The organism is Exiguobacterium chiriqhucha RW-2, assembly GCF_000416965.1.
Taxonomy (GTDB): domain Bacteria; phylum Bacillota; class Bacilli; order Exiguobacteriales; family Exiguobacteriaceae; genus Exiguobacterium; species Exiguobacterium chiriqhucha.
This window is the reverse complement of the sequence record NZ_ATCL01000003.1, coordinates 65,297-82,914: the sequence shown is the minus strand read 5'-3', so window position 1 is coordinate 82,914 and position 17,618 is coordinate 65,297. Positions and strand designations below refer to the sequence as shown.

The 17,618-nt window shown below is 52.2% G+C and carries 17 protein-coding genes and 1 tRNA gene; 6 read left to right on the top strand and 12 right to left on the bottom strand.

Features of this window, described 5'->3' with window-relative positions; all coding sequences use genetic code 11:
• Window positions 1-13 precede the first annotated feature (13 nt).
• Both M467_RS16605 and yidD read right to left on the bottom strand, forming a co-directional pair.
• Entirely contained in the window at window positions 14-1,372 is a 1,359-nt protein-coding gene (locus M467_RS16605; protein WP_021065263.1) for an alanine/glycine:cation symporter family protein, read from the bottom strand.
• A gap of 129 nt (window positions 1,373-1,501) precedes the next feature.
• Window positions 1,502-1,777, bottom strand: coding sequence for a membrane protein insertion efficiency factor YidD (gene yidD, locus M467_RS16600; protein WP_081637891.1), 276 nt, complete (start codon window positions 1,775-1,777; stop codon window positions 1,502-1,504).
• Window positions 1,778-1,979: 202 nt separating this feature from the next.
• Here yidD and M467_RS16595 point away from each other — a divergent pair, with 202 nt between their 5' ends.
• A complete protein-coding gene (locus M467_RS16595; RefSeq protein ID WP_021065261.1) occupies window positions 1,980-2,762 on the top strand; it encodes a pyrroline-5-carboxylate reductase family protein in 783 nt (260 codons plus the stop codon).
• A 35-nt stretch (window positions 2,763-2,797) separates the two neighbouring features.
• Here the strand turns inward: M467_RS16595 and M467_RS16590 are convergent, their stop codons facing one another.
• The 6 genes from M467_RS16590 to M467_RS16565 all read right to left on the bottom strand — a co-directional run bounded on the left by M467_RS16590 (window position 2,798) and on the right by M467_RS16565 (window position 5,676).
• Window positions 2,798-3,502, bottom strand: coding sequence for a DUF554 domain-containing protein (locus M467_RS16590; protein ID WP_021065260.1), 705 nt, complete (start codon window positions 3,500-3,502; stop codon window positions 2,798-2,800).
• A 159-nt stretch (window positions 3,503-3,661) separates the two neighbouring features.
• Window positions 3,662-3,734 (bottom strand) — tRNA-Val (locus tag M467_RS16585).
• 86 nt (window positions 3,735-3,820) lie between these two features.
• Entirely contained in the window at window positions 3,821-4,378 is a 558-nt protein-coding gene (locus M467_RS16580) for a GNAT family N-acetyltransferase (protein WP_021065259.1), read from the bottom strand.
• 67 nt (window positions 4,379-4,445) lie between these two features.
• Window positions 4,446-4,760, bottom strand: a complete 315-nt coding sequence (locus tag M467_RS16575) for a DMT family transporter (protein WP_021065258.1) — start codon at window positions 4,758-4,760, stop codon at window positions 4,446-4,448.
• Window positions 4,757-5,086: a DMT family transporter gene (locus tag M467_RS16570; protein ID WP_029596077.1), complete on the bottom strand. Its 330-nt coding sequence runs from the start codon at window positions 5,084-5,086 to the stop codon at window positions 4,757-4,759. The genes M467_RS16575 and M467_RS16570 overlap by 4 nt, the downstream gene beginning before the upstream one ends.
• Before the next feature lie 11 nt (window positions 5,087-5,097).
• Complete coding sequence (locus M467_RS16565) at window positions 5,098-5,676, bottom strand: TetR/AcrR family transcriptional regulator (RefSeq protein WP_021065256.1); 579 nt, start codon at window positions 5,674-5,676, stop codon at window positions 5,098-5,100.
• A gap of 126 nt (window positions 5,677-5,802) precedes the next feature.
• On the opposite strand from M467_RS16565, the gene M467_RS16560 reads away from it, so the two are divergent.
• Window positions 5,803-6,585 (top strand): alpha/beta hydrolase, encoded by a 783-nt coding sequence (locus tag M467_RS16560; protein ID WP_021065255.1) that lies wholly within the window; start codon window positions 5,803-5,805, stop codon window positions 6,583-6,585.
• A 41-nt stretch (window positions 6,586-6,626) separates the two neighbouring features.
• Here the strand turns inward: M467_RS16560 and M467_RS16555 are convergent, their stop codons facing one another.
• Window positions 6,627-7,865, bottom strand: a complete 1,239-nt coding sequence (locus tag M467_RS16555; RefSeq protein WP_200860057.1) for an aminopeptidase — start codon at window positions 7,863-7,865, stop codon at window positions 6,627-6,629.
• Window positions 7,866-7,978: 113 nt separating this feature from the next.
• Between M467_RS16555 and M467_RS16550 the strand changes: the two genes are divergently transcribed.
• The 3 genes from M467_RS16550 (at window position 7,979) to M467_RS16540 (ending at window position 12,044) form a co-directional block, all read left to right on the top strand.
• A complete protein-coding gene (locus tag M467_RS16550) occupies window positions 7,979-8,386 on the top strand; it encodes a YkvA family protein (RefSeq protein WP_021065253.1) in 408 nt (135 codons plus the stop codon).
• An 87-nt stretch (window positions 8,387-8,473) separates the two neighbouring features.
• The gene (locus M467_RS16545; RefSeq protein ID WP_021065252.1) at window positions 8,474-9,340 is read left to right on the top strand and encodes a YitT family protein; all 867 of its coding nucleotides are present in this window, start codon (window positions 8,474-8,476) and stop codon (window positions 9,338-9,340) included.
• A 100-nt stretch (window positions 9,341-9,440) separates the two neighbouring features.
• Entirely contained in the window at window positions 9,441-12,044 is a 2,604-nt protein-coding gene (locus M467_RS16540) for a putative bifunctional diguanylate cyclase/phosphodiesterase (protein ID WP_021065251.1), read from the top strand.
• A gap of 40 nt (window positions 12,045-12,084) precedes the next feature.
• Here M467_RS16540 and M467_RS16535 read toward each other — a convergent pair whose 3' ends face one another.
• A complete protein-coding gene (locus tag M467_RS16535) occupies window positions 12,085-14,154 on the bottom strand; it encodes an alpha-amylase family protein (protein WP_021065250.1) in 2,070 nt (689 codons plus the stop codon).
• A 165-nt stretch (window positions 14,155-14,319) separates the two neighbouring features.
• Here M467_RS16535 and M467_RS16530 point away from each other — a divergent pair, with 165 nt between their 5' ends.
• Window positions 14,320-14,940: a CHASE3 domain-containing protein gene (locus M467_RS16530; protein ID WP_021065249.1), complete on the top strand. Its 621-nt coding sequence runs from the start codon at window positions 14,320-14,322 to the stop codon at window positions 14,938-14,940.
• A gap of 34 nt (window positions 14,941-14,974) precedes the next feature.
• Here the strand turns inward: M467_RS16530 and M467_RS16525 are convergent, their stop codons facing one another.
• The gene (locus M467_RS16525; protein WP_021065248.1) at window positions 14,975-17,008 is read right to left on the bottom strand and encodes a heavy metal translocating P-type ATPase; all 2,034 of its coding nucleotides are present in this window, start codon (window positions 17,006-17,008) and stop codon (window positions 14,975-14,977) included.
• 105 nt (window positions 17,009-17,113) lie between these two features.
• Window positions 17,114-17,488: an ArsR/SmtB family transcription factor gene (locus M467_RS16520; RefSeq protein WP_021065247.1), complete on the bottom strand. Its 375-nt coding sequence runs from the start codon at window positions 17,486-17,488 to the stop codon at window positions 17,114-17,116.
• Window positions 17,489-17,618: the final 130 nt, after the last annotated feature.

The window sequence follows — 17,618 nt, the reverse complement described above, 5'->3', positions numbered from 1 at the left end:
GTGGCGTATTGGTTTAAGAAGCTTTTCGATTTCGATTTTCGAGTTCGAGCTGTTGATTGAATCGCTTCGTTTCAGCAATGACGACACCCGACAAGAACAGTAAGCCAATCAAGTTCGGGATGGCCATCAAGCCGTTGAACACGTCCGAGAGCGCCCAAACCAAATTGAGGTTCGTCGTCATCGCACCGAGACCGGCGACGAGAACGAACGCAATCCGATAAGGAAGAATCGATTTTTGACCGAACAAGTAATGAATCGACCGTTCCCCGTAGTATGACCAGCCGAGCACCGTCGAATAGGCGAACATGACGAGTCCGATCGTCACGATATAACCGCCGGCCGGTCCAAGGAATTGCTCGAACGTCGCCGTCGTCAATTCGACACCCTCGAGGCCCGATCCGATTTGACCGCCCATGACGAGCGTGATTCCCGTGACAGAACAGACGATGAGCGTATCGAGAAACACTTGCGTCATCGAGACGAGCGCCTGACGTCCCGGCATATCCGTTTTAGCAGCCGCTGCGGCAATCGGCGCCGAACCGAGACCTGCCTCGTTCGAGAAGACGCCGCGCGCCACACCGTAACGAATGGCGGCCCCGATGGCTCCGCCACCGATCGCTTCGGCACTGAACGTGCTGCTGAAGATGAGGGCGATGGCATCCGGAATGAGCGTATAGTTCATCACCATAATCAACAATCCGCTGCCGAGATAAAAGACGATCATGACTGGTACGAAGTAACTGACGACGCGACCGATTGATTTGACACCGCCCAAGATGACCGCACCTGTGAAAATCATAATCAAGATACCGGAGACATACAACGGCACGTCAAAGGTCGTCTTGAGCGCCATCGCGACCGAGTTCGTCTGCACCCCGTTCCCAATCCCAAATGCCGCGAGCGAGGCGAATCCTGCGAATGCGACGGCGAGCCAACGTTGCTTCAAGCCACGTTCTAAGTAATACATCGGCCCCCCAGCCATTTGTCCGCGTTCATCGGTCACCCGATATTTAACGGCGAGCACAGCTTCGGCGTATTTCGTCGCCATACCGAAAAATCCGGATACCCACATCCAGACGATCGCCCCCGGTCCACCGAGCACGACCGCGGTCGCAACCCCGACGATATTCCCCGTACCGACGGTTGCTGCGAGCGCCGTCATGAGCGCTTGGAAGTGACTGATATCCCCTTTCGATGTTTTGTCTTGATTTTTAGAAAACGCGAGCTTCAATGCGTACGGCAACTTCGTGACTTGAAGTCCCCCGAGCCGTACCGTCAAGTAGATGCCTGTCCCCACAAGCAAAATCAATAACGGTGGTCCCCACACAAAGTTCGAAATCGTACCGATGAGTTCACTGAACGATTGACTCATATTGAATTCCCCTTCCCCTTATGTAATCGTACACCTCTATTTTTTCAGAATACTTAGAAGATTGTCAAAAGTATTGTAATAAAACAACGATTTGGTTTTTAAGCTGTATCTAAAACAGCGAGCCGCCGGTTAGACGTCTCGCTGAGAATGGGGTTTTTCACGTTGTAAAGGGGCGCGCCAATCAAATTCATCCGGCACGTAGTCGAGTCCGCCCGAATGGAACGGTTGGCACCGCATTAAGCGGCGAGTCGTCAAATACCCACCTTTAAGGGCACCATGCTTTTCAATCGCCTCGATTCCATAGTGCGAACACGTCGGATAAAAACGGCAAGTCGGCGGTTTCAACGGCGAGATGAACCGTTGATACCCTTGAATCCCCCGCACTAACACTCGTTTCACTCTCATCGCCTCCAGTTTGATTACTGCCATAATAGCTTGCCCGGGCCAGCTTGTCATCTATGGCGCATGCGACAATCAAATGACAAACCGCTCATCTTTTTTTCCTTTGTTTTACAATTTGAGCACGATGGGCGCTATTTGTTGCGTCATTTGTTATGATAAGCAACATGTATATATACGACCGAATCTATATGAAGAGGTGACGAGAATGAATATTTTAATGGTAGGTGCAGGATCGATGAGTGAGTCACTCGTACGCGGATGGCTTGCCTCTGGTGTGTCGCCTGAACAAATCACGATGACGAACCGGAGTGACCGGACCCGTTTGACAGCGTTACAGGCCGAGCTCGGCGTGCAAATCGTCGACGAGGAAGATGTCAACGCGTATGACATCGTCGTCCTCGCGATGCAACCGGACGGGGTCATTCCTTACGTGCAATCTAAAACGTGGAGCACACCGCTCCTCGTCTCCGTAGCAGCTCATATCGAACCGAGCGAGATTGAAGAGGCGTCAGGTCTCCCTGCCGTCTGCGCGATGCCGAATACCCCAGTCGCTTATCGGAGCGGGATGACAGGACTCTGGTTCGGCCCAGAGACCGATGATACGGTCCGCGAAACCGCGACGGCGCTGTTTGAACGCGTCGGACGGACGGCCGTGACGGATGCGAAGACGATGTCCGCCTTCATGGCTGCCGCTGGATGTAGCCCCGCTTTCTTTTATGAAATCGTCGGTTCGATGACGCCCGTCTTGACCGATGCTGGTTTCGATGAAGCGACGGCGCGACAAATCGTCGCCCAGGCAATGAAAGGATCGGCCGAACTGTTACTTCACGAGACACGGCCGACGAACGACTTGATTGCGGACGTGGCCGCGCCAGACGGTCCGACCGACCGCGGTGTCGGCGTGCTTCGCTCGCGCGATTTAGCAGACGTCATGGCTTCTGCCCTTCGCGAAAGTGCGAGAGAAGAAATCGAACAACCGAAGAAATAAAAAATCCGAGAGACGCATCGCGTTTCTCGGATTTTTTATTGGACGATATGTAAAATCGAGACGATAACCGCGACCATCAAGATTCCCGGCAATAAGTTCGCGACGCGAATCCGCGTGATGCCGACCAGGTTCAACCCAATCGCGACAATCATGACACCACCGGTCGCCGTCATCTCTAAAATAAAATCATCCATGAGCGACTCCGGGATGAACTTCATGATTTGAATGGCGAGCAAGGCGATTGCCCCTTGGTATAAGAGTACCGGGACGGCCGAGAACATGACCCCGATGCCGAGCGTCGAGCTGAGGACGAGTGCCGTGAAACCGTCAATCAATCCTTTCGTATAGAGGACGTCATGATCCCCGCGCAATCCGCTGTCGAGCGCGCCGATGACGGCCATCGCCCCGATGACGAAGATGAGCGTCGCCGTGATGAAGCCTTCGGCGATACTTGACTTGCTCTTGCCCCCGAGGCGGCGTTCCAATTGATAGCCGACCTCGTTCAACTTCTCATCGAGCTTCCACCATTCGCCGAGTGCGGCCCCAATGACGAGACTGCCGATGACGATTAAAAAGTTCTCACTTTTCATCCCCATTTGAACGCCAAGCAAGACGACGGCGAGACCGATGGCTGCGGTGACCGTCTCTTTCATTCGTTCGGGGATGCGGTGAAACAAGAGTCCAAGTAATGTGCCAATCACGATCAACGCCGCGTTGACGATTGTTCCGGTTAAGACCATCGTATAATTCCCCGTTTCTGTATGTATTGAGAGGAATATACCAACTGTTTATGTAGGCTGTCAATTGAAAGAAAAACAAAAAAAAAGCCACTTCTCGCAAGAAGTGGCGTCGCGGAAACCCACGTTCCTATGGGTTTCGCATCGGGTTTGGCACCCAAGTGATTCTGACTGGGCTCGAACCAGCGACCTCTACCCTGTCAAGGTAGCGCTCTCCCAGCTGAGCTACAGAATCAGGTCGTGTCCTCTCTTAAGGACACTATTAATATATCAAGAAACTAATGCCTTGGCAACTGTTTTTTAAAATTTTTTTTACTTTTTTTAACGCGTCATTTCTTCCCGTTTCATATGGCGGCATAACCGCTCTAAATCACCGGCATATACCGAGACGAGCATGCCTTGATACTCAGTGTCACGGTCCCAATGCAATCCGTTCGCTTTCGCGACTCGTTGCGATGGGACGTTATCCGGATGAATCAAGGAAATGATCTCTTTCTCACCTTCTTCGAACGCATGACGCATAAGGCGAGCCGCTGCCTCGCGTCCGTAGCCCATATGCCAATGCTTCGGCGCCAACCAATATCCGACTTCAAGTTCAATCGTGCCGTCGAGTTCATGGAGCAACGTGCCGGCATGACCGATTGGCTCGTCATTTTCATGCGACATCAATTTGAGCAACCCGGTTTGACGACCCGTCTGATAGCGGGCCAACTGGCGCTCGAACCATTCGATCGTCTGTTCATCCGTATATGGCTTTCCATCCGAGCTGATGAAACGCATCACGCGCGGATCTTGGAGTAGCGATTTCACGAAATAAAAATCAGCAATCGTGTAAGGTTCGAGTCGTAGACGCTCGGATTGCAGTTTGATATGACTCATCGTCCCCGCCCCTTTCGTTCACAGTCTGAACTATTCAATTCCCGTTTTTATTTCGATTCAATCCTAATTAGGCGACAACTTTCAATCCGATGACACTACCGATAATAAGCAATAAGAAGAAGATACGCCACCGGTCCCGCGATTCGTTCAAATACAGCATGCCGAGCACGACGCCGCCGGCCGCTCCAATCCCGACCCAAATCGAATACGCCAGCCCAAGCGGGAGCGTCTCGAGAGAGCGCGACAACAAATAAAAACTTAAGGCAAACGTTCCGACGGACAAAATCGACCATTTAACAATCTGATAGCCTTTCGATTTTCCCATCCAAAAGACCGCCATCATCTCGGCAAGACCTGCGCCAATCAAAAATACCCAACTCATGCCGATTCTCCTCCTGTCACTTGTTTCAGTCCAATCACACCGATGAGGAGCGTCGCGATAAAGACGAGCTTCATGCCGGTCAGCGCCTCATCGAACAAGACTGCACCGACGATGACCGTTCCGACGGCCCCGATGCCGGTGAACACTGCATAACCGGTCCCGGCCGGTAACGTCCGGAACGACATCGCCAACAACCCAAAGCTCACAACTAATAAGAGAACGGTCACCACGCTCGGACCGAGCACCGTGAAGCCGTTCGACAGTTTCATCGTCGTGGCCCAGACGATTTCAAGCAGGCCGGCTAGAATGAGCCAAACCCAGGCCATTTGATCTTGTTTCATGTCCATCCGACTCCTTTCTTATAGATGGTGAATGCGGCCTGTTGCCGCTTGACGCGATTCGTCTCGAGCGTGAAGAGTGAGATGAGCGCGCCGTCGAGAAAACAATAGTAGGCATCGTAAACGTCCTCGAGCGACTGTTCGGGTAACGCCCCTTGCTCCATCGCCAATCGAAACTGTTCTTTCTCAAACGCTTGCAAGTCCGTCTCGACCGACCCGAGCGTCGTCTCGATGAACAATCGCAATTCAGGCGGCGGGACGAGCAACATCCGCTTCGTCAGCATCCATGTCTCCTCTTCTTCAAAGAAGCGAATCAACGTCTCGACGATGGCCTCGATCCGTTCGAGCGGTGCCGCGCCCTCAGTGGCGTCCCGCGCTTCTCGCCAGACGCGATCGTAACGATCTGCCATGTCCTCGACGACTTGTTTGAACAATTGCTCTTTTCCTTCGATATGGGCGTATAGCGACGCTTTCTTAATGCCAACATCCTCGGCGAGTGCCGCTAATGATAGTCCTTCATACCCTTCAAGCGCAAAGCGCCGCCGTGCCGCCAGCTCGATTCGTTGTTTCGTATTCATCCGTCATCGACCCCTTTCTTCATTATCACTTTACCTAACGAACGGTAGGTAGTCAAGTGTCGCGATTGCATTTCTCGTCCACACCCGGCAAACTAAAACCAGTTGACTGCGAAAGGAGCGCTTTATATGCTCGACCAATTCAGCTTCACCTTACCGACCGAGGCCATACGTGGCCGGAAGCGGATTGTCCGTGTCTATCGTCCCGACTTCGTGTCGGCTGACGAAAAGATCCCGGTCCTCTATATGCACGACGGTCAAAACGTGTTCGACGGCAAGACCGCCACGATCGGCGAAGGTTGGTCAATCGACCGCCACATCGAGGACTTGCAATTGCCGCTCATGGTCGTCGCCATCGCGAGTGCCCCGGACTGGCTCGACCGCTACGATGAGTATTCGTTTTATGAGGATGAGATGCTATATCGCCGAATCGGGCCGGAACTCGCCAAGACACGGCCCACGCTCGGCGGGAGAGGTCGGGCTTACGCCGACTGGCTCATGAAAGAGTTGAAGCCGTGGATTGATGAACGCTACGCGACCGACCCGGACGACGTCGGCGTGATGGGCAGCTCGATGGGCGGGGTCATCTCGCTCTATATGATGACGGCCTATCCGTCCATCCGGCGCGTCGGCTCGCTCTCGACAGCCGCTTGGGCCAATCTCGACTCCCTCATTCGGGATGTGAAGCAGGCCGATGTGACGGCGCGTCTCTATATGGACATCGGGACGAACGAGACGAGCGGACCGATCACGCCCGAGGATTACCTCTATACGAACGCGAAACTCGTCGAGACGGTCGCGCGAACAGGGATCGCCTTCCGCTATGAAGTCGAGCCCGGTGCCGTCCATAATGAAATCGCGTGGCGGCGTCGGCTACCGAACGCCCTCGCCTTCCTCTATGAATTGACATAAAAAAGAGACGAATTCCACGAAGGGATTCGTCTCTTGCTTGATTAAATGACCCAGTTGCCGTCACGCATGATGGCTTCGCGTGAACCGTCTTCGAGTTCGCCGTCGATGTTCATCTCGGCCGAGCCGATCATGAAGTCGACGTGTGTCATCGAGTCGTTCGCACCGTTCTCGGCGAGCTCTTCAGCTGACATTTGCGGTCCGCCTTCGAGACATGTCGAGTAGGCGCGTCCGAGCGCCAAGTGGCATGATGCGTTCTCGTCGAACAACGTGTTATAGAAAAGGAGACCCGAGTTCGAGATTGGTGAGTCGTCCGGCACGAGCGCAACTTCTCCGATACGACGCGCCCCTTCATCGAGGTTCAACAACTCATCGAGTGCCTGTTGGCCTTGTTTCGCTTCCGCCTTCACGACTTTCCCGCCTTCGAACCAAAGTGTGAACCCATCAATCAAGTTGCCGCTGTAGCTGAGCGGTTTCGTGCTCGAGACGTGTCCTTCGACCGAATCTTTATCAGCGAGCGTGAACACTTCTTCGGTCGGCATGTTGGCGATGAAATCGACGCCGTCGATGTTCGGACCGCCGCCGCCAAGGAAGACGTGCTTCTTCGGCAAGCCGATCGTCAATTCCGTGCCCGGTGCTTTGTAATGGAGCTTCGTGTACTTCTTATTCGTGAGTAACGTCGCGCGTTCACGGAGCGATGCGTCATGCGTATCCCACGCCGCGACGACATCCGGTTGGTCCATGCGCGTCGCTTCGAAAATCGCTTTCCAAAGGGCTGGTACGGCGTCTTCACGGTCTGGGAAGACTTTCTTCGCCCATGCTTCCGAAGCGCCAGCGACGATTGACCAGCTGACATTGTCGCTCATGACATATTTGCGCCATTTCGCGAGCGCCACGCCGGCAGCACGGTTCGAGTCCGCGATACGTGACGACTCGACGCCGTTCAGTGCGTCCGGGTCGTCGCTGACGATCGATAGGAACGCCGTCTTCTCTTCGGCCAATTGCTCAAAGCGTGCCTTGAGCCATTCCGGGTATTCTTTGAAGGCATCTGCTGGGGCGTTGAAGTAACGGACTTTCGTCGTCTCTTCGTCGCTCCAGTTCACATACACTTGTTTCGCGCCAGCCGCGTAAGCTGCTTTCACGATTTGACGGACGAGCGGTGCTTGGCTAATATCAGCTCGGACTTCGAGCTGTTGGCCCGGCTGAATGTTGACGCCTTTTTTGACGGCAAGCTCAGCGTAGCGGGCAAATTCTGCCTCAGTCGGCATGGTTACAGTAGACATATGTACAGTTCCTCCTTTTTCACTTATTTCTATTTTCTTAAATTTTCGGAAAAGTTGCAACCAAATCGCAAAAACGGGCATATTAGTAGATGAAGACAGAAGGAGGAATATACATGTCAGATTGGAAAACGACGTACACACACTTTTTAACAAGCGCGACCGAGGACTATACCAACAAAGAAAAATTGGGTGATCTCTTGGTCCAAGGCGAACTCGCTCTCGCTAAAGTGACAGTCGATGTCGCGTCAAGCGAGATTAGCAATATCGAACGGGAAGAAGAACTGACGCTCTACTTCCAAATGAAACAGTTGCTCAATATGTTGCGCGCCCTCTATAACGACCAGTTCGAGATGCAGCCAGACAAACAGCATGCCCTCGTCGCCGCCGTCCTCTACTTCGTATCCCCATTCGATGCGATTCCGGATGACGCTCCGCTCGGCTTATTCGATGACGCTCAAGTCATCGATTACGTTCATGAACAGCTCGCAAGTGATATCGACCGCTTCCATAATGAATTGTAATCATTCGACGCTTGAAATTCCGACATCGTCGGAGTACGCTTGAATGAGTTTATTTCAAAGGGGGCGTATGGCGCCTAGCCATTATCTATGTACGCAAAAACTAGAAAACGGATCGCCGTCGAGACGACCTTGTTCATCATCGCCGGAACGATTCTACAATCGATTTTTGTCGGTCTATTGCTCAAACCAAACGAAATCGGGTCCGGGGGTATCGTCGGGATCACGTTGATCGTCAATGAATTGTTCAACACGCCGATTGGATTCACGCAACTCGTCTTGAATATCCCGCTCTTCATCGTCGGGATTAAATATCTGGGGAAACGGTTCATTCTCATGACCGGCCTCGTCGTCGTCTTATCATCCATCTTGATTGACACGTTGCCCGTGCTCATCCCGCCGACACCGCTCGATGACCCGCTCGTCGCCTCGGTGTTCAGTGGGATTGTTTCCGGCCTCGGGCTCGCCCTGCTGTTATTCGCAGGCGCTTCGACCGGAGGACTCGACATTCTCGGGAAAGTCATTTATACGAACAACCGGAACTTATCACTCCCGAAAATCTTTTTGACACAAGATATCATCGTCTATATCCTCGTGTTCATCACGTTCGACATTAAAGCGGTCATGTATGCGCTCGTTCTCAGTTTCGTCCGGTCGCGGACGTTGTTGACGATTCATCGGTTCTTCTCGGCGCAGAAGCAGTGTTTCATCATCTGTAAGAAAGCCGATGAAATCAACCTCGTCATCAAGCAGAACTTGAAACGCGGCGTCACGATTATGGACGCGACCGGCGGTTACTCGAACGACTCGAAGAAGATGTTGTATGTCGTCGTCCAGAACAACGAAATTCCAAAACTGCGTCAAATCGTCTCCGAGATTGATTCAGAAGCGTTCGTCACCGTCTCCGAAATCGATTCGGTCGTCGGTAACTTCAAAGAACATTCGTATACACTTTAATCGACAGCGAGTTGCTGTCGATTTTTTTGTGTAACAAACGCTTGAACAATCCGATAATAATGGTGAGCCTCTTAGACATATACAGAAGGAGGTGCATGAGTTGACCAACCACTCGTTGCGCCAAACAGTCCCCGCTTTGCTCGTCGGGACCTTTTTTCTCGGACTTTTATTGATTCTGTTCACCCCTTACGCTTTAAGGGAGACGAGTTTGTTCGTCTATTTCACGGCGGTCACACTCATCGCGACCATCTTTAGCGCGACGGCCGTGTTTCAAAATCAAGGGATGCGACGCTACATACATTTACTGATTAGCGCCGGCAATGTCTGCTTCATCGCCTATTTGGTCGGACACCATTTTGGTGCATCGACAGCAATCAACCACATGCCGTTCATTCAGAACTTTTTTTATTTGATTATGTCGCTGATTGTCATCACGCAATCGATTGAAATTCGGACATTGAAACTACGAACGTTCGACATTTTCGCCTTGTTCAGCTTCCTGTTGATTGGGGCGTTGCATCTGTTCGTTTATTCGAACGACGGAGCACGTTATGCGGCTCATTTGAACGGTTTTGAAGAACAGATGGTGTTGATTAGTCTCTACATGATGCTCGGCTTCCTGTACTTGAATCGCATCACCTCGGTCGGCCAAACGTTCCGTGTGCTCTTGTTGATCGGCATTCTCGGCTTCACGACTGCCTCGATTTTGAACCAATTGCTCATCTTCAACGGCATCGGCCATGAGTTGGTGCACCTGCTTCAAGTGAGTAGCATCTTTATCATTTCAATCAGCTACGTGTTCGATGAATCGAGAGAAGATGCCCTCGTCTATGACTCCGTGTTCGACTACGTCGTCTATAGCGCAATCGTCATGCTGTTCATGCTCGCCTCGGATCGTTTGCTCGGCACATCTGTGCTCGACTCGATGACGGCGAACGCCGTCTTGTTGCTGCTCATCCGTCAGTTCGTCGTCGCCAAACAAAACGCATTGATCAGTCACCGTTTACATACCGTCAATACCGACCTCGAAGTCGCGGTGACGACGAAGGCGCATGAACTCGAGGTTCGCGAACAACAGTATCGCTCGCTATTCGCCTATCATGCCGAACCGATTTTCTTGTTCGACCTCCATGGCGAAGTGTTGTCTGTGAACGAGGCCGGCAGCTCGGTGCTTGGTCATGATACGGAAACGTTGATTGGCTCCAACATTTTAGACATTATCGAACAAAAAGACCGGTCCGCCTATGCGACCGTGTTGCACGATTTAACGAACGGTCGCCCCCGGACACTCGACGTCGATGTCGTCACCGAAGACGGGGCGAAACGGGTGTGGCAGTTGATGAATATTCCAATGATTATCGACGGCGAAGTCGAAGGCATCTATGCGATCGTCAAGGACATCACGCAAATGATCGTCCAACAAGAACAGATTTATTATCAAGCGAACCATGACAGTCTGACCGGGCTTCATAACCGCTACGCCCTGCAAGAACAGATTGAACGGCTGATCGCGGAAGGACGTCCGTTCTCGCTCATGTTCTCCGACCTCGACGGTTTTAAAGAAATTAACGACCAGTTCGGCCATCATATGGGTGACGAGTTGTTGCAACATATCGGTAAACGTCTACGGGGCGCCTTGTTGCCGAACGAGTATGCGGGCCGGCTCGGTGGTGACGAATTCATCGTTGTCGCCGAGCATGACGACGATGAGATGCTCGTCGAACGGTTACGACGCTCCGTCTATCGTCCGCCGTACTTCATGGGCGGGACGCTCGTCGAGATTCACGCGTCCATCGGTATCGTCCGCTATCCTGAACACGGTTCGACGCTCAAGCATTTGCTGTCGAACGCCGACCTTGCCATGTATAAGGCGAAGGACAAAGGACGCAACGAGACCGTTTTGTTCGCTCCTGAATTACGGGCCCACAAAGAAGAGCGCAAACTGTTGATGGAAGGGCTTGATACCGCCCTCGAGAAAGGCGAGATCTCGCTTTATCTTCAGCCTCAAGTTGACGCTTCGACGAAAGCCATCATCGGGGCCGAGGCGCTCATGCGTTGGCAACGAGACGGCGTCTTCATCCCGCCAAGCCAGTTCATTCCGATTGCCGAAGAGACGGGGCATATCCATGATCTCGGCCGCTGGATGATTCATGAAACATTCCAATTGATGTACGCCTTCGAGCAAGGCGATATCGATTTACCAAAACTATCGGTCAACCTATCCGTCCGCCAACTGTTCGATGAGCACTTAATCGAATATTTGACGACGTTATTCGAACGGTTCCCGATTGAACCTGGCCGACTTAACTTCGAGTTGACCGAGACGGTCGCGGCACATCAATCCGACCGCGTGTTGACACGGATTCTCGAGTTGAAGGCGCTTGGCATCAAACTGTCGATCGACGATTTCGGTACCGGCTACAGCTCGCTCGCCTACCTCGTCCGCTATCCAATCGATGAGCTGAAAATCCCGCGCGAGTTCACGATGCAACTCGAAGAAAACCGGGAGTATCAGACCGTCACCGCGACCATCGTCGCGATGGCCCGGCAACTCGGGATGGCGCTCGTCGCTGAAGGTGTCGAGACCGAGTATCAAGAGAATTTCTTACGGAAAATCGGCTGTGATTCGATGCAAGGCTATCGCTATGCGAAACCGATGCCACTCGATGAGTTTGTTATTTACTATATGAAGCAGACGATGTAACGAACATGCCCCGAACCGGTATCCGGTTCGGGGCATTTGCTTATTTCATCTCATAAATCTTCACTTCGCCCGGCTTCAAATCGACCCACAGGTCCCAATTCTCGTCGAACGAATGCTCGGCGTACGGCCATGACGTCGGTGAGTACACCATCTCGGCGAAACGGCTCGCGTTCCAGTTGCGGCGTCGCACCCCGTCGAGCGGGACTTTCCCTTGCAACGGTTGGTGCATATCCGTATTGGCCACGACGAGAAGCGTCTCGTTCGTATCCGGACGCAACCAAGCGAGGCCGATGAACGGCGCATCCATATGTGCCATGGCGAGCGGTTCGAAATGACTCGGGTTGACGAGGACGTCCAACCAACGACGACGCACCTCGGCCACTTGATGCATCAGTTCGATCATCTCGTCTCGCTCCGGATGATCCCAATGGAACTGGTACGCATCGAAGAAAGCAAGCTTTCCAAAGTACGGATCGGTCGGGAAGAGTTGATACGCTTCTTCCGGTCGGCAGTCGAGCCCGGTGTTCATCGGCTGTGTCTCATACAGTTCGAGTCCAGAGTTCGTCATCGGGACGCCGTTCGGTACGAAGCCGTTCAAGACGGTGAGCAAGCGACTCGCCTGCCGTCCCCCATCTCGTGTCGCGATACGGCGTGTGTCTGCCGTTTCTCCGGCCGCAAACACCGGTAACGGTAAGAAGCGCGAGTCATATACGAACTGGTGCGTCTCATGTGTATCAAAGCGTGGCTCTTTATAGAACCCGTACCCGATAATCATGTTATAGCCCGCTTCTTTCGCCGCCCACGCACCGATTTCAATCAATTCTTCAGCGATGAAGCTGAAGTTGGCGTCGAGTTCACGCGGTTGCTGTAGAATCCGTTGCGCCAAATCGACCGGCAAGGCGTGCCCCATGTCGATGCGAGCTCCATCAATCCCATATTCACGCTGATAGTGTGGAATGATGTCGGCGAGCATCGCCCAGAGCGGCTCGTTGATTTGATCGCCTCGGAATTGATTCGATTTGATCGAGTCGAACAAGATATAAGGTGCCAAGTTCGCTTCGCTCACGTAAGGCGCTGCCGCTGTCGGGTGGTCCAAGAACAGACGAAAATACGTCACATCCGACCATGGTGGTTGCGGGTCATTGATGCAATCGGAGAAGGCTGGAGCGGTCGTTAATCCGAACTCGCGCTCGATGACGGCAAGCAAGTTCTCTTCTGGATGCTCGAGCAAGTACGCTCTCACCGTCTCCCACTTGTCCGCATCGACGAGATTCGGTGCCATCGAGAAGCGACGTAAGTGCGCCCAGACGTCTTCTGACCCATAAATCATAGGTAAGAAAGCATGCTCTGGTTTCACGTTCTCACCAATTCCTGGTACGTGCGGCGGATGATAGTAATCGAGTTCGGTCACCGGAATCCAATAAAACCATTCCGGATTTTCGAGAATGAGTCGGTTGTCACGGGCACATGTACGCGGGATGACATCGATGACGACACGAATCCCCACCATGTGACATGCTTCGACGAACGCCGCGAACTCTTCTTCGACCGTCAAGCCGTCTCCGGTCAACGTCTCTTTCAGTTCCTCATCGATTCCAAAAAAGTCTTGCACGGCATAAGGAGAACCAAATTCGCCTTTTTTGTTTTTATGACTGTGTTGCGAGATTGGCAATAAGAACAACGTGTCGATTCCCATGTAAAGGAGATGCGGAATCAACGCGAGCGTTTTGACGAACGTCCCCGTGTCTTTCATGCCGATCGAGTTCTCCATTTCGACATAGCCTGATCCATCATGATCCCATGATGTCGACGTCCGGACTTGCATCGAGTAGACCGAGGCCCGCTTGATCCAATCGCCGCCAGTTTGCAAATATCCGTCCGCTTGGGCGACCGATTGATGGTAACCCCGTCCGTCGACCGCATGGGGAAGAATCGCTTTTTCAATCGTCTCGATCAAGAAATCATACGGATTGACCCGTTCGACCCCATCACGTACAGGCTCTGAAGCGAATTGCAGCCGGTTCCATAACGCCGGAATCTCATAATGGACGTTCGTTCGTTTTTCTTTCAAGACTTGGTGCAACTTGATTAACGATGAGTTCTCTGGCATGTGTATTCTCCTTATGAATAAAATCGTTCCTCTATCATTGTAAACGATATCAAGAAACGCATTACTATATATTTATACCTTTACCTGATTTTTTCCTTTTCCAAAAAAATATTTTGCGGTGAAATCAGGAAGTATTGTACGATGTTTACAGAAGGAGGGATGACCATGTCCCAACGAAAATGGCTGACCGTACTCATTTCGTTATCCGTCTTATCCATCCTCGTTCTCGCTAGTTTCGCCTTCCAACTTCGCGACACGACAAGGCAAATCGAATCGATTCACGGTCAACGTCTCGACTCGTATGACGCCATCGAGGATATCATGTATTTCAACATCGAACGAGCCAACGCCATCCGTGGTCTTCTCGCCTATGAAGACCGGCGCTTTTTAGAATCGTATTACAGTATGTCCCAGCAGGCAGAAGAATTGAAAACATCCATTGCGAATGACCCCGGCACTCCGAGCTCACTCATCGATTTGCTCCATCGCGACGGGATTTGGGAGCAAGGGGCCGATCAAGTGCTCGTCCTCTATGAAAGGGGCGACATCGAAGCCGCGACTGACCTCGCTGAAACGATGACTGATCAACGTCAAACGATTCTCGAAGATTTACGAGCCTTAAAAAAGATGCAGTATGACGACATCCGCAAACAATTGATTGCGACCGAGAATCAAATCGATGTGCTAATGCAAGCGCTCACGTCCATCGCCATCCTCCTCAGCGCTGTGATTATCGTCATTTTATTTTTGATTTTCAAAACACGCAAAAAGAACCGACCCCAATGAGTCGGTTCCCAGCCTCGAGCATGCTCGAGGTTTTTTATTTGGCGTGAATCAATCGAGTGGCGTTCCCGATGGCGAGTAAGGCGACCCCGACATCGGCAAACACGGCTTCCCACATTGAGGCGAGTCCGAATACGCCGAGTACGAGGAAGAGCGCCTTCATCCCGAACGCGAACGTGATGTTTTGCCAGACGATTCGTCGTGTCTTTTTGCTCAAATCAATCGCCGCCACAACATCGTGTGGGGCATCATTCATGAGAACAAGGTCAGCTGCTGCGACCGCAGTATCACTACCGACACCACCCATCACGAGTCCGACATCAGCACGCGCAAGCGCCGCCGCATCGTTCAAGCCATCACCGACAAAAGCGACCTTGCCGGTTGTTGCCAACCGCTCGACTTCCGTTACTTTTTGATGTGGAAGCAACTCGCTGTACACTTCATCGATGCCAATCGCTGAACCGACGGCATTCGCGACTTCTTGCCGATCACCCGTCAGCATGACTGTCCGATATCCGTATTGTTTCAACGCACGAATCGTCTGTTCCGCATCCGCCTTCACTTCGTCCCTCAACTCGATTCGTCCGAGCCAGCGATCATTTTTCACGACATGCACAATCGTCCCCGACGTCTCCGTCGGGATCGAGCAGCCCAATTTTTTCATATAGCGGGCACTACCGACGTAAATGCGGTGTTCACCCTCTATAGCCATCAGTCCGTAACCCGGCTCTTCTTGGATTGTTGCGAACGGCGCGACCGGACCGGCTTGCTCGACGATTGCTTTTGCAAGCGGATGCGTCGAAGCCATCTCGACTCGGGACGCAAGTTGGAGCAACTCGTCCTTCGTCAATTCTCCATTCGTCGCGATATCCGTCACTTCAAAACGTCCCGTCGTGAGCGTTCCGGTCTTATCAAAGATAACCGTCTCAACTTCGGCGAGGACGTCCAAATACTCGCCGCCTTTCACTAAAATGCCACGCCGCGAGCCAGCACCAATTCCACCGAAATAACCGAGCGGAATTGAGATCACTAAGGCACACGGACAACTAATGACGAGGAAGATTAAAGCCCGGTACACCCACTCCTCCAAATTTCCGACAAACAATGGCGGGACAAACGCGACCACAGCCGCTAAAACGACGACGATTGGCGTGTACACTTTGGCTAACCTTGTAATCATCTGTTCCGTCTTCGCCTTGTTCATGCTCGCCTGTTCAACGAGGGCAATCATCTTTTGAAGACTCGACTCCGCAGCCGGTCGCTCGACCCGAACTTCGAGCCGCCCTTCGAGGTTGATCATGCCGGCCAATACGTCTTCACCAGGCCCGACTTGGCGTGGCAACGACTCTCCTGTCAGAGAAGCCGTATCCAGTGAGCTGTCCCCTTGTAACACCTGACCATCCATCGGCACTTGTTCACCAGCCCGCACTATGATGACGGAGCCGACCGTTACGTCCTCAGGTCGTTGCTCAACTTCTCGCCCCTCAACAAGAACGCGTGCGCGTGTCGGTTTCAAATTCAATAGCGATTGAATCGACCGCCGTGAAGCGTGGACCGCTTTCGCTTGGAAATACTCACCGAGTTGATAAAACAGCATGACGGCGACCGCTTCCGGATACTCCGAAATCGCAATCGCACCGACCGTCGCAATCGTCATTAAAAATTTCTCATCAAACCATTCCCGATGCCATACGTTACGAAATGCGGCATAGACGACATCATAACCCGCAACCACGTAGGCGATTCCGTACACGACAAGCGAATCGGTATACAGACCGACGAGCAGGAATGCGAATGCAATCCCGAACCGCCATAACAAGCGACTCGACATCGGTACTTCCTCATCATCTTTCACAAAATGAGCACCCGGTTCAATTCGCGCCATCGACGCTTCGATAGCCCGTAGCGTCTCCGTATGATCCTTCGAATCATTCCATTCGATAATCATTCGACTTGTCGCAAAATCAATCTGACAAGCGGCGACACTGTCCTCTCCCGTCACACTCTTCTCGATTTTGGCGGCGCAGTTCGTACATGTAATCCCTTCGACGGGCAATACATCTCGTTTCATCTTAATTTCGCCCCTTTTATATTCAAACGTTCATTTGAATATATCGTAACGCGGTCGCCTCACAATTACAACCGAAAAAAAAGCCGACTGGAATCCCAGTCAGCCTCACGTGTCTGATTCAGTCTCATCTTGCTCGGCGCTATGGGCCATCGCAATCTCGACGAGCAACCGGACGTGGTCATCGTCGAGCGAATAATAAACGACTTTTCCATCCTTGCGATATTTGACAAGTCCTTGCTCGAGCAATGTCCGTAAGTGATGGGACGCCGTGGCATTCGAATGTTTAATCACGGCCGCCACGTCACAGACGCACAGTTCCGCTTCGAGCGTGAGCACGTAGAGCACTTTAAGTCGGGTCGGATCGGCGAACGCTTTGAATAATCGACTGACCCGCGTCGCATCAAGATCGGTCAACGCTTGTTGTAATACCCCGACATCCTCATTCTGAATGGCAATCGTTTCGCATTGGGGTGCTTTCATCCATCTCACCTCATTTTCTATACTCTCATTCTACCAAAATCCGATTTATAAATCTGTTATATATTATTGTTGACTTATCACCCTCTGTTATAATACAATCAAAACAACATAACAGCTACGTTACTTAAAT

Bases quoted from the DNA above. Each gene is read 5' to 3' on its own strand.
- M467_RS16605 (WP_021065263.1), bottom strand. From the start codon at position 1,372: ATGAGTCAATCGTTCAGTGAACTCATCGGTACGATTTCGAACTTTGTG.
- yidD (WP_081637891.1), bottom strand. From the start codon at position 1,777: ATGAGAGTGAAACGAGTGTTAGTGCGGGGGATTCAAGGGTATCAACGG.
- M467_RS16595 (WP_021065261.1), top strand. From the start codon at position 1,980: ATGAATATTTTAATGGTAGGTGCAGGATCGATGAGTGAGTCACTCGTA.
- M467_RS16590 (WP_021065260.1), bottom strand. From the start codon at position 3,502: ATGGTCTTAACCGGAACAATCGTCAACGCGGCGTTGATCGTGATTGGC.
- M467_RS16580 (WP_021065259.1), bottom strand. From the start codon at position 4,378: ATGAGTCATATCAAACTGCAATCCGAGCGTCTACGACTCGAACCTTAC.
- M467_RS16575 (WP_021065258.1), bottom strand. From the start codon at position 4,760: ATGAGTTGGGTATTTTTGATTGGCGCAGGTCTTGCCGAGATGATGGCG.
- M467_RS16570 (WP_029596077.1), bottom strand. From the start codon at position 5,086: ATGGCCTGGGTTTGGCTCATTCTAGCCGGCCTGCTTGAAATCGTCTGG.
- M467_RS16565 (WP_021065256.1), bottom strand. From the start codon at position 5,676: ATGAATACGAAACAACGAATCGAGCTGGCGGCACGGCGGCGCTTTGCG.
- M467_RS16560 (WP_021065255.1), top strand. From the start codon at position 5,803: ATGCTCGACCAATTCAGCTTCACCTTACCGACCGAGGCCATACGTGGC.
- M467_RS16555 (WP_200860057.1), bottom strand. From the start codon at position 7,865: ATGTCTACTGTAACCATGCCGACTGAGGCAGAATTTGCCCGCTACGCT.
- M467_RS16550 (WP_021065253.1), top strand. From the start codon at position 7,979: ATGTCAGATTGGAAAACGACGTACACACACTTTTTAACAAGCGCGACC.
- M467_RS16545 (WP_021065252.1), top strand. From the start codon at position 8,474: ATGTACGCAAAAACTAGAAAACGGATCGCCGTCGAGACGACCTTGTTC.
- M467_RS16535 (WP_021065250.1), bottom strand. From the start codon at position 14,154: ATGCCAGAGAACTCATCGTTAATCAAGTTGCACCAAGTCTTGAAAGAA.
- M467_RS16530 (WP_021065249.1), top strand. From the start codon at position 14,320: ATGTCCCAACGAAAATGGCTGACCGTACTCATTTCGTTATCCGTCTTA.
- M467_RS16525 (WP_021065248.1), bottom strand. From the start codon at position 17,008: ATGAAACGAGATGTATTGCCCGTCGAAGGGATTACATGTACGAACTGC.
- M467_RS16520 (WP_021065247.1), bottom strand. From the start codon at position 17,488: ATGAAAGCACCCCAATGCGAAACGATTGCCATTCAGAATGAGGATGTC.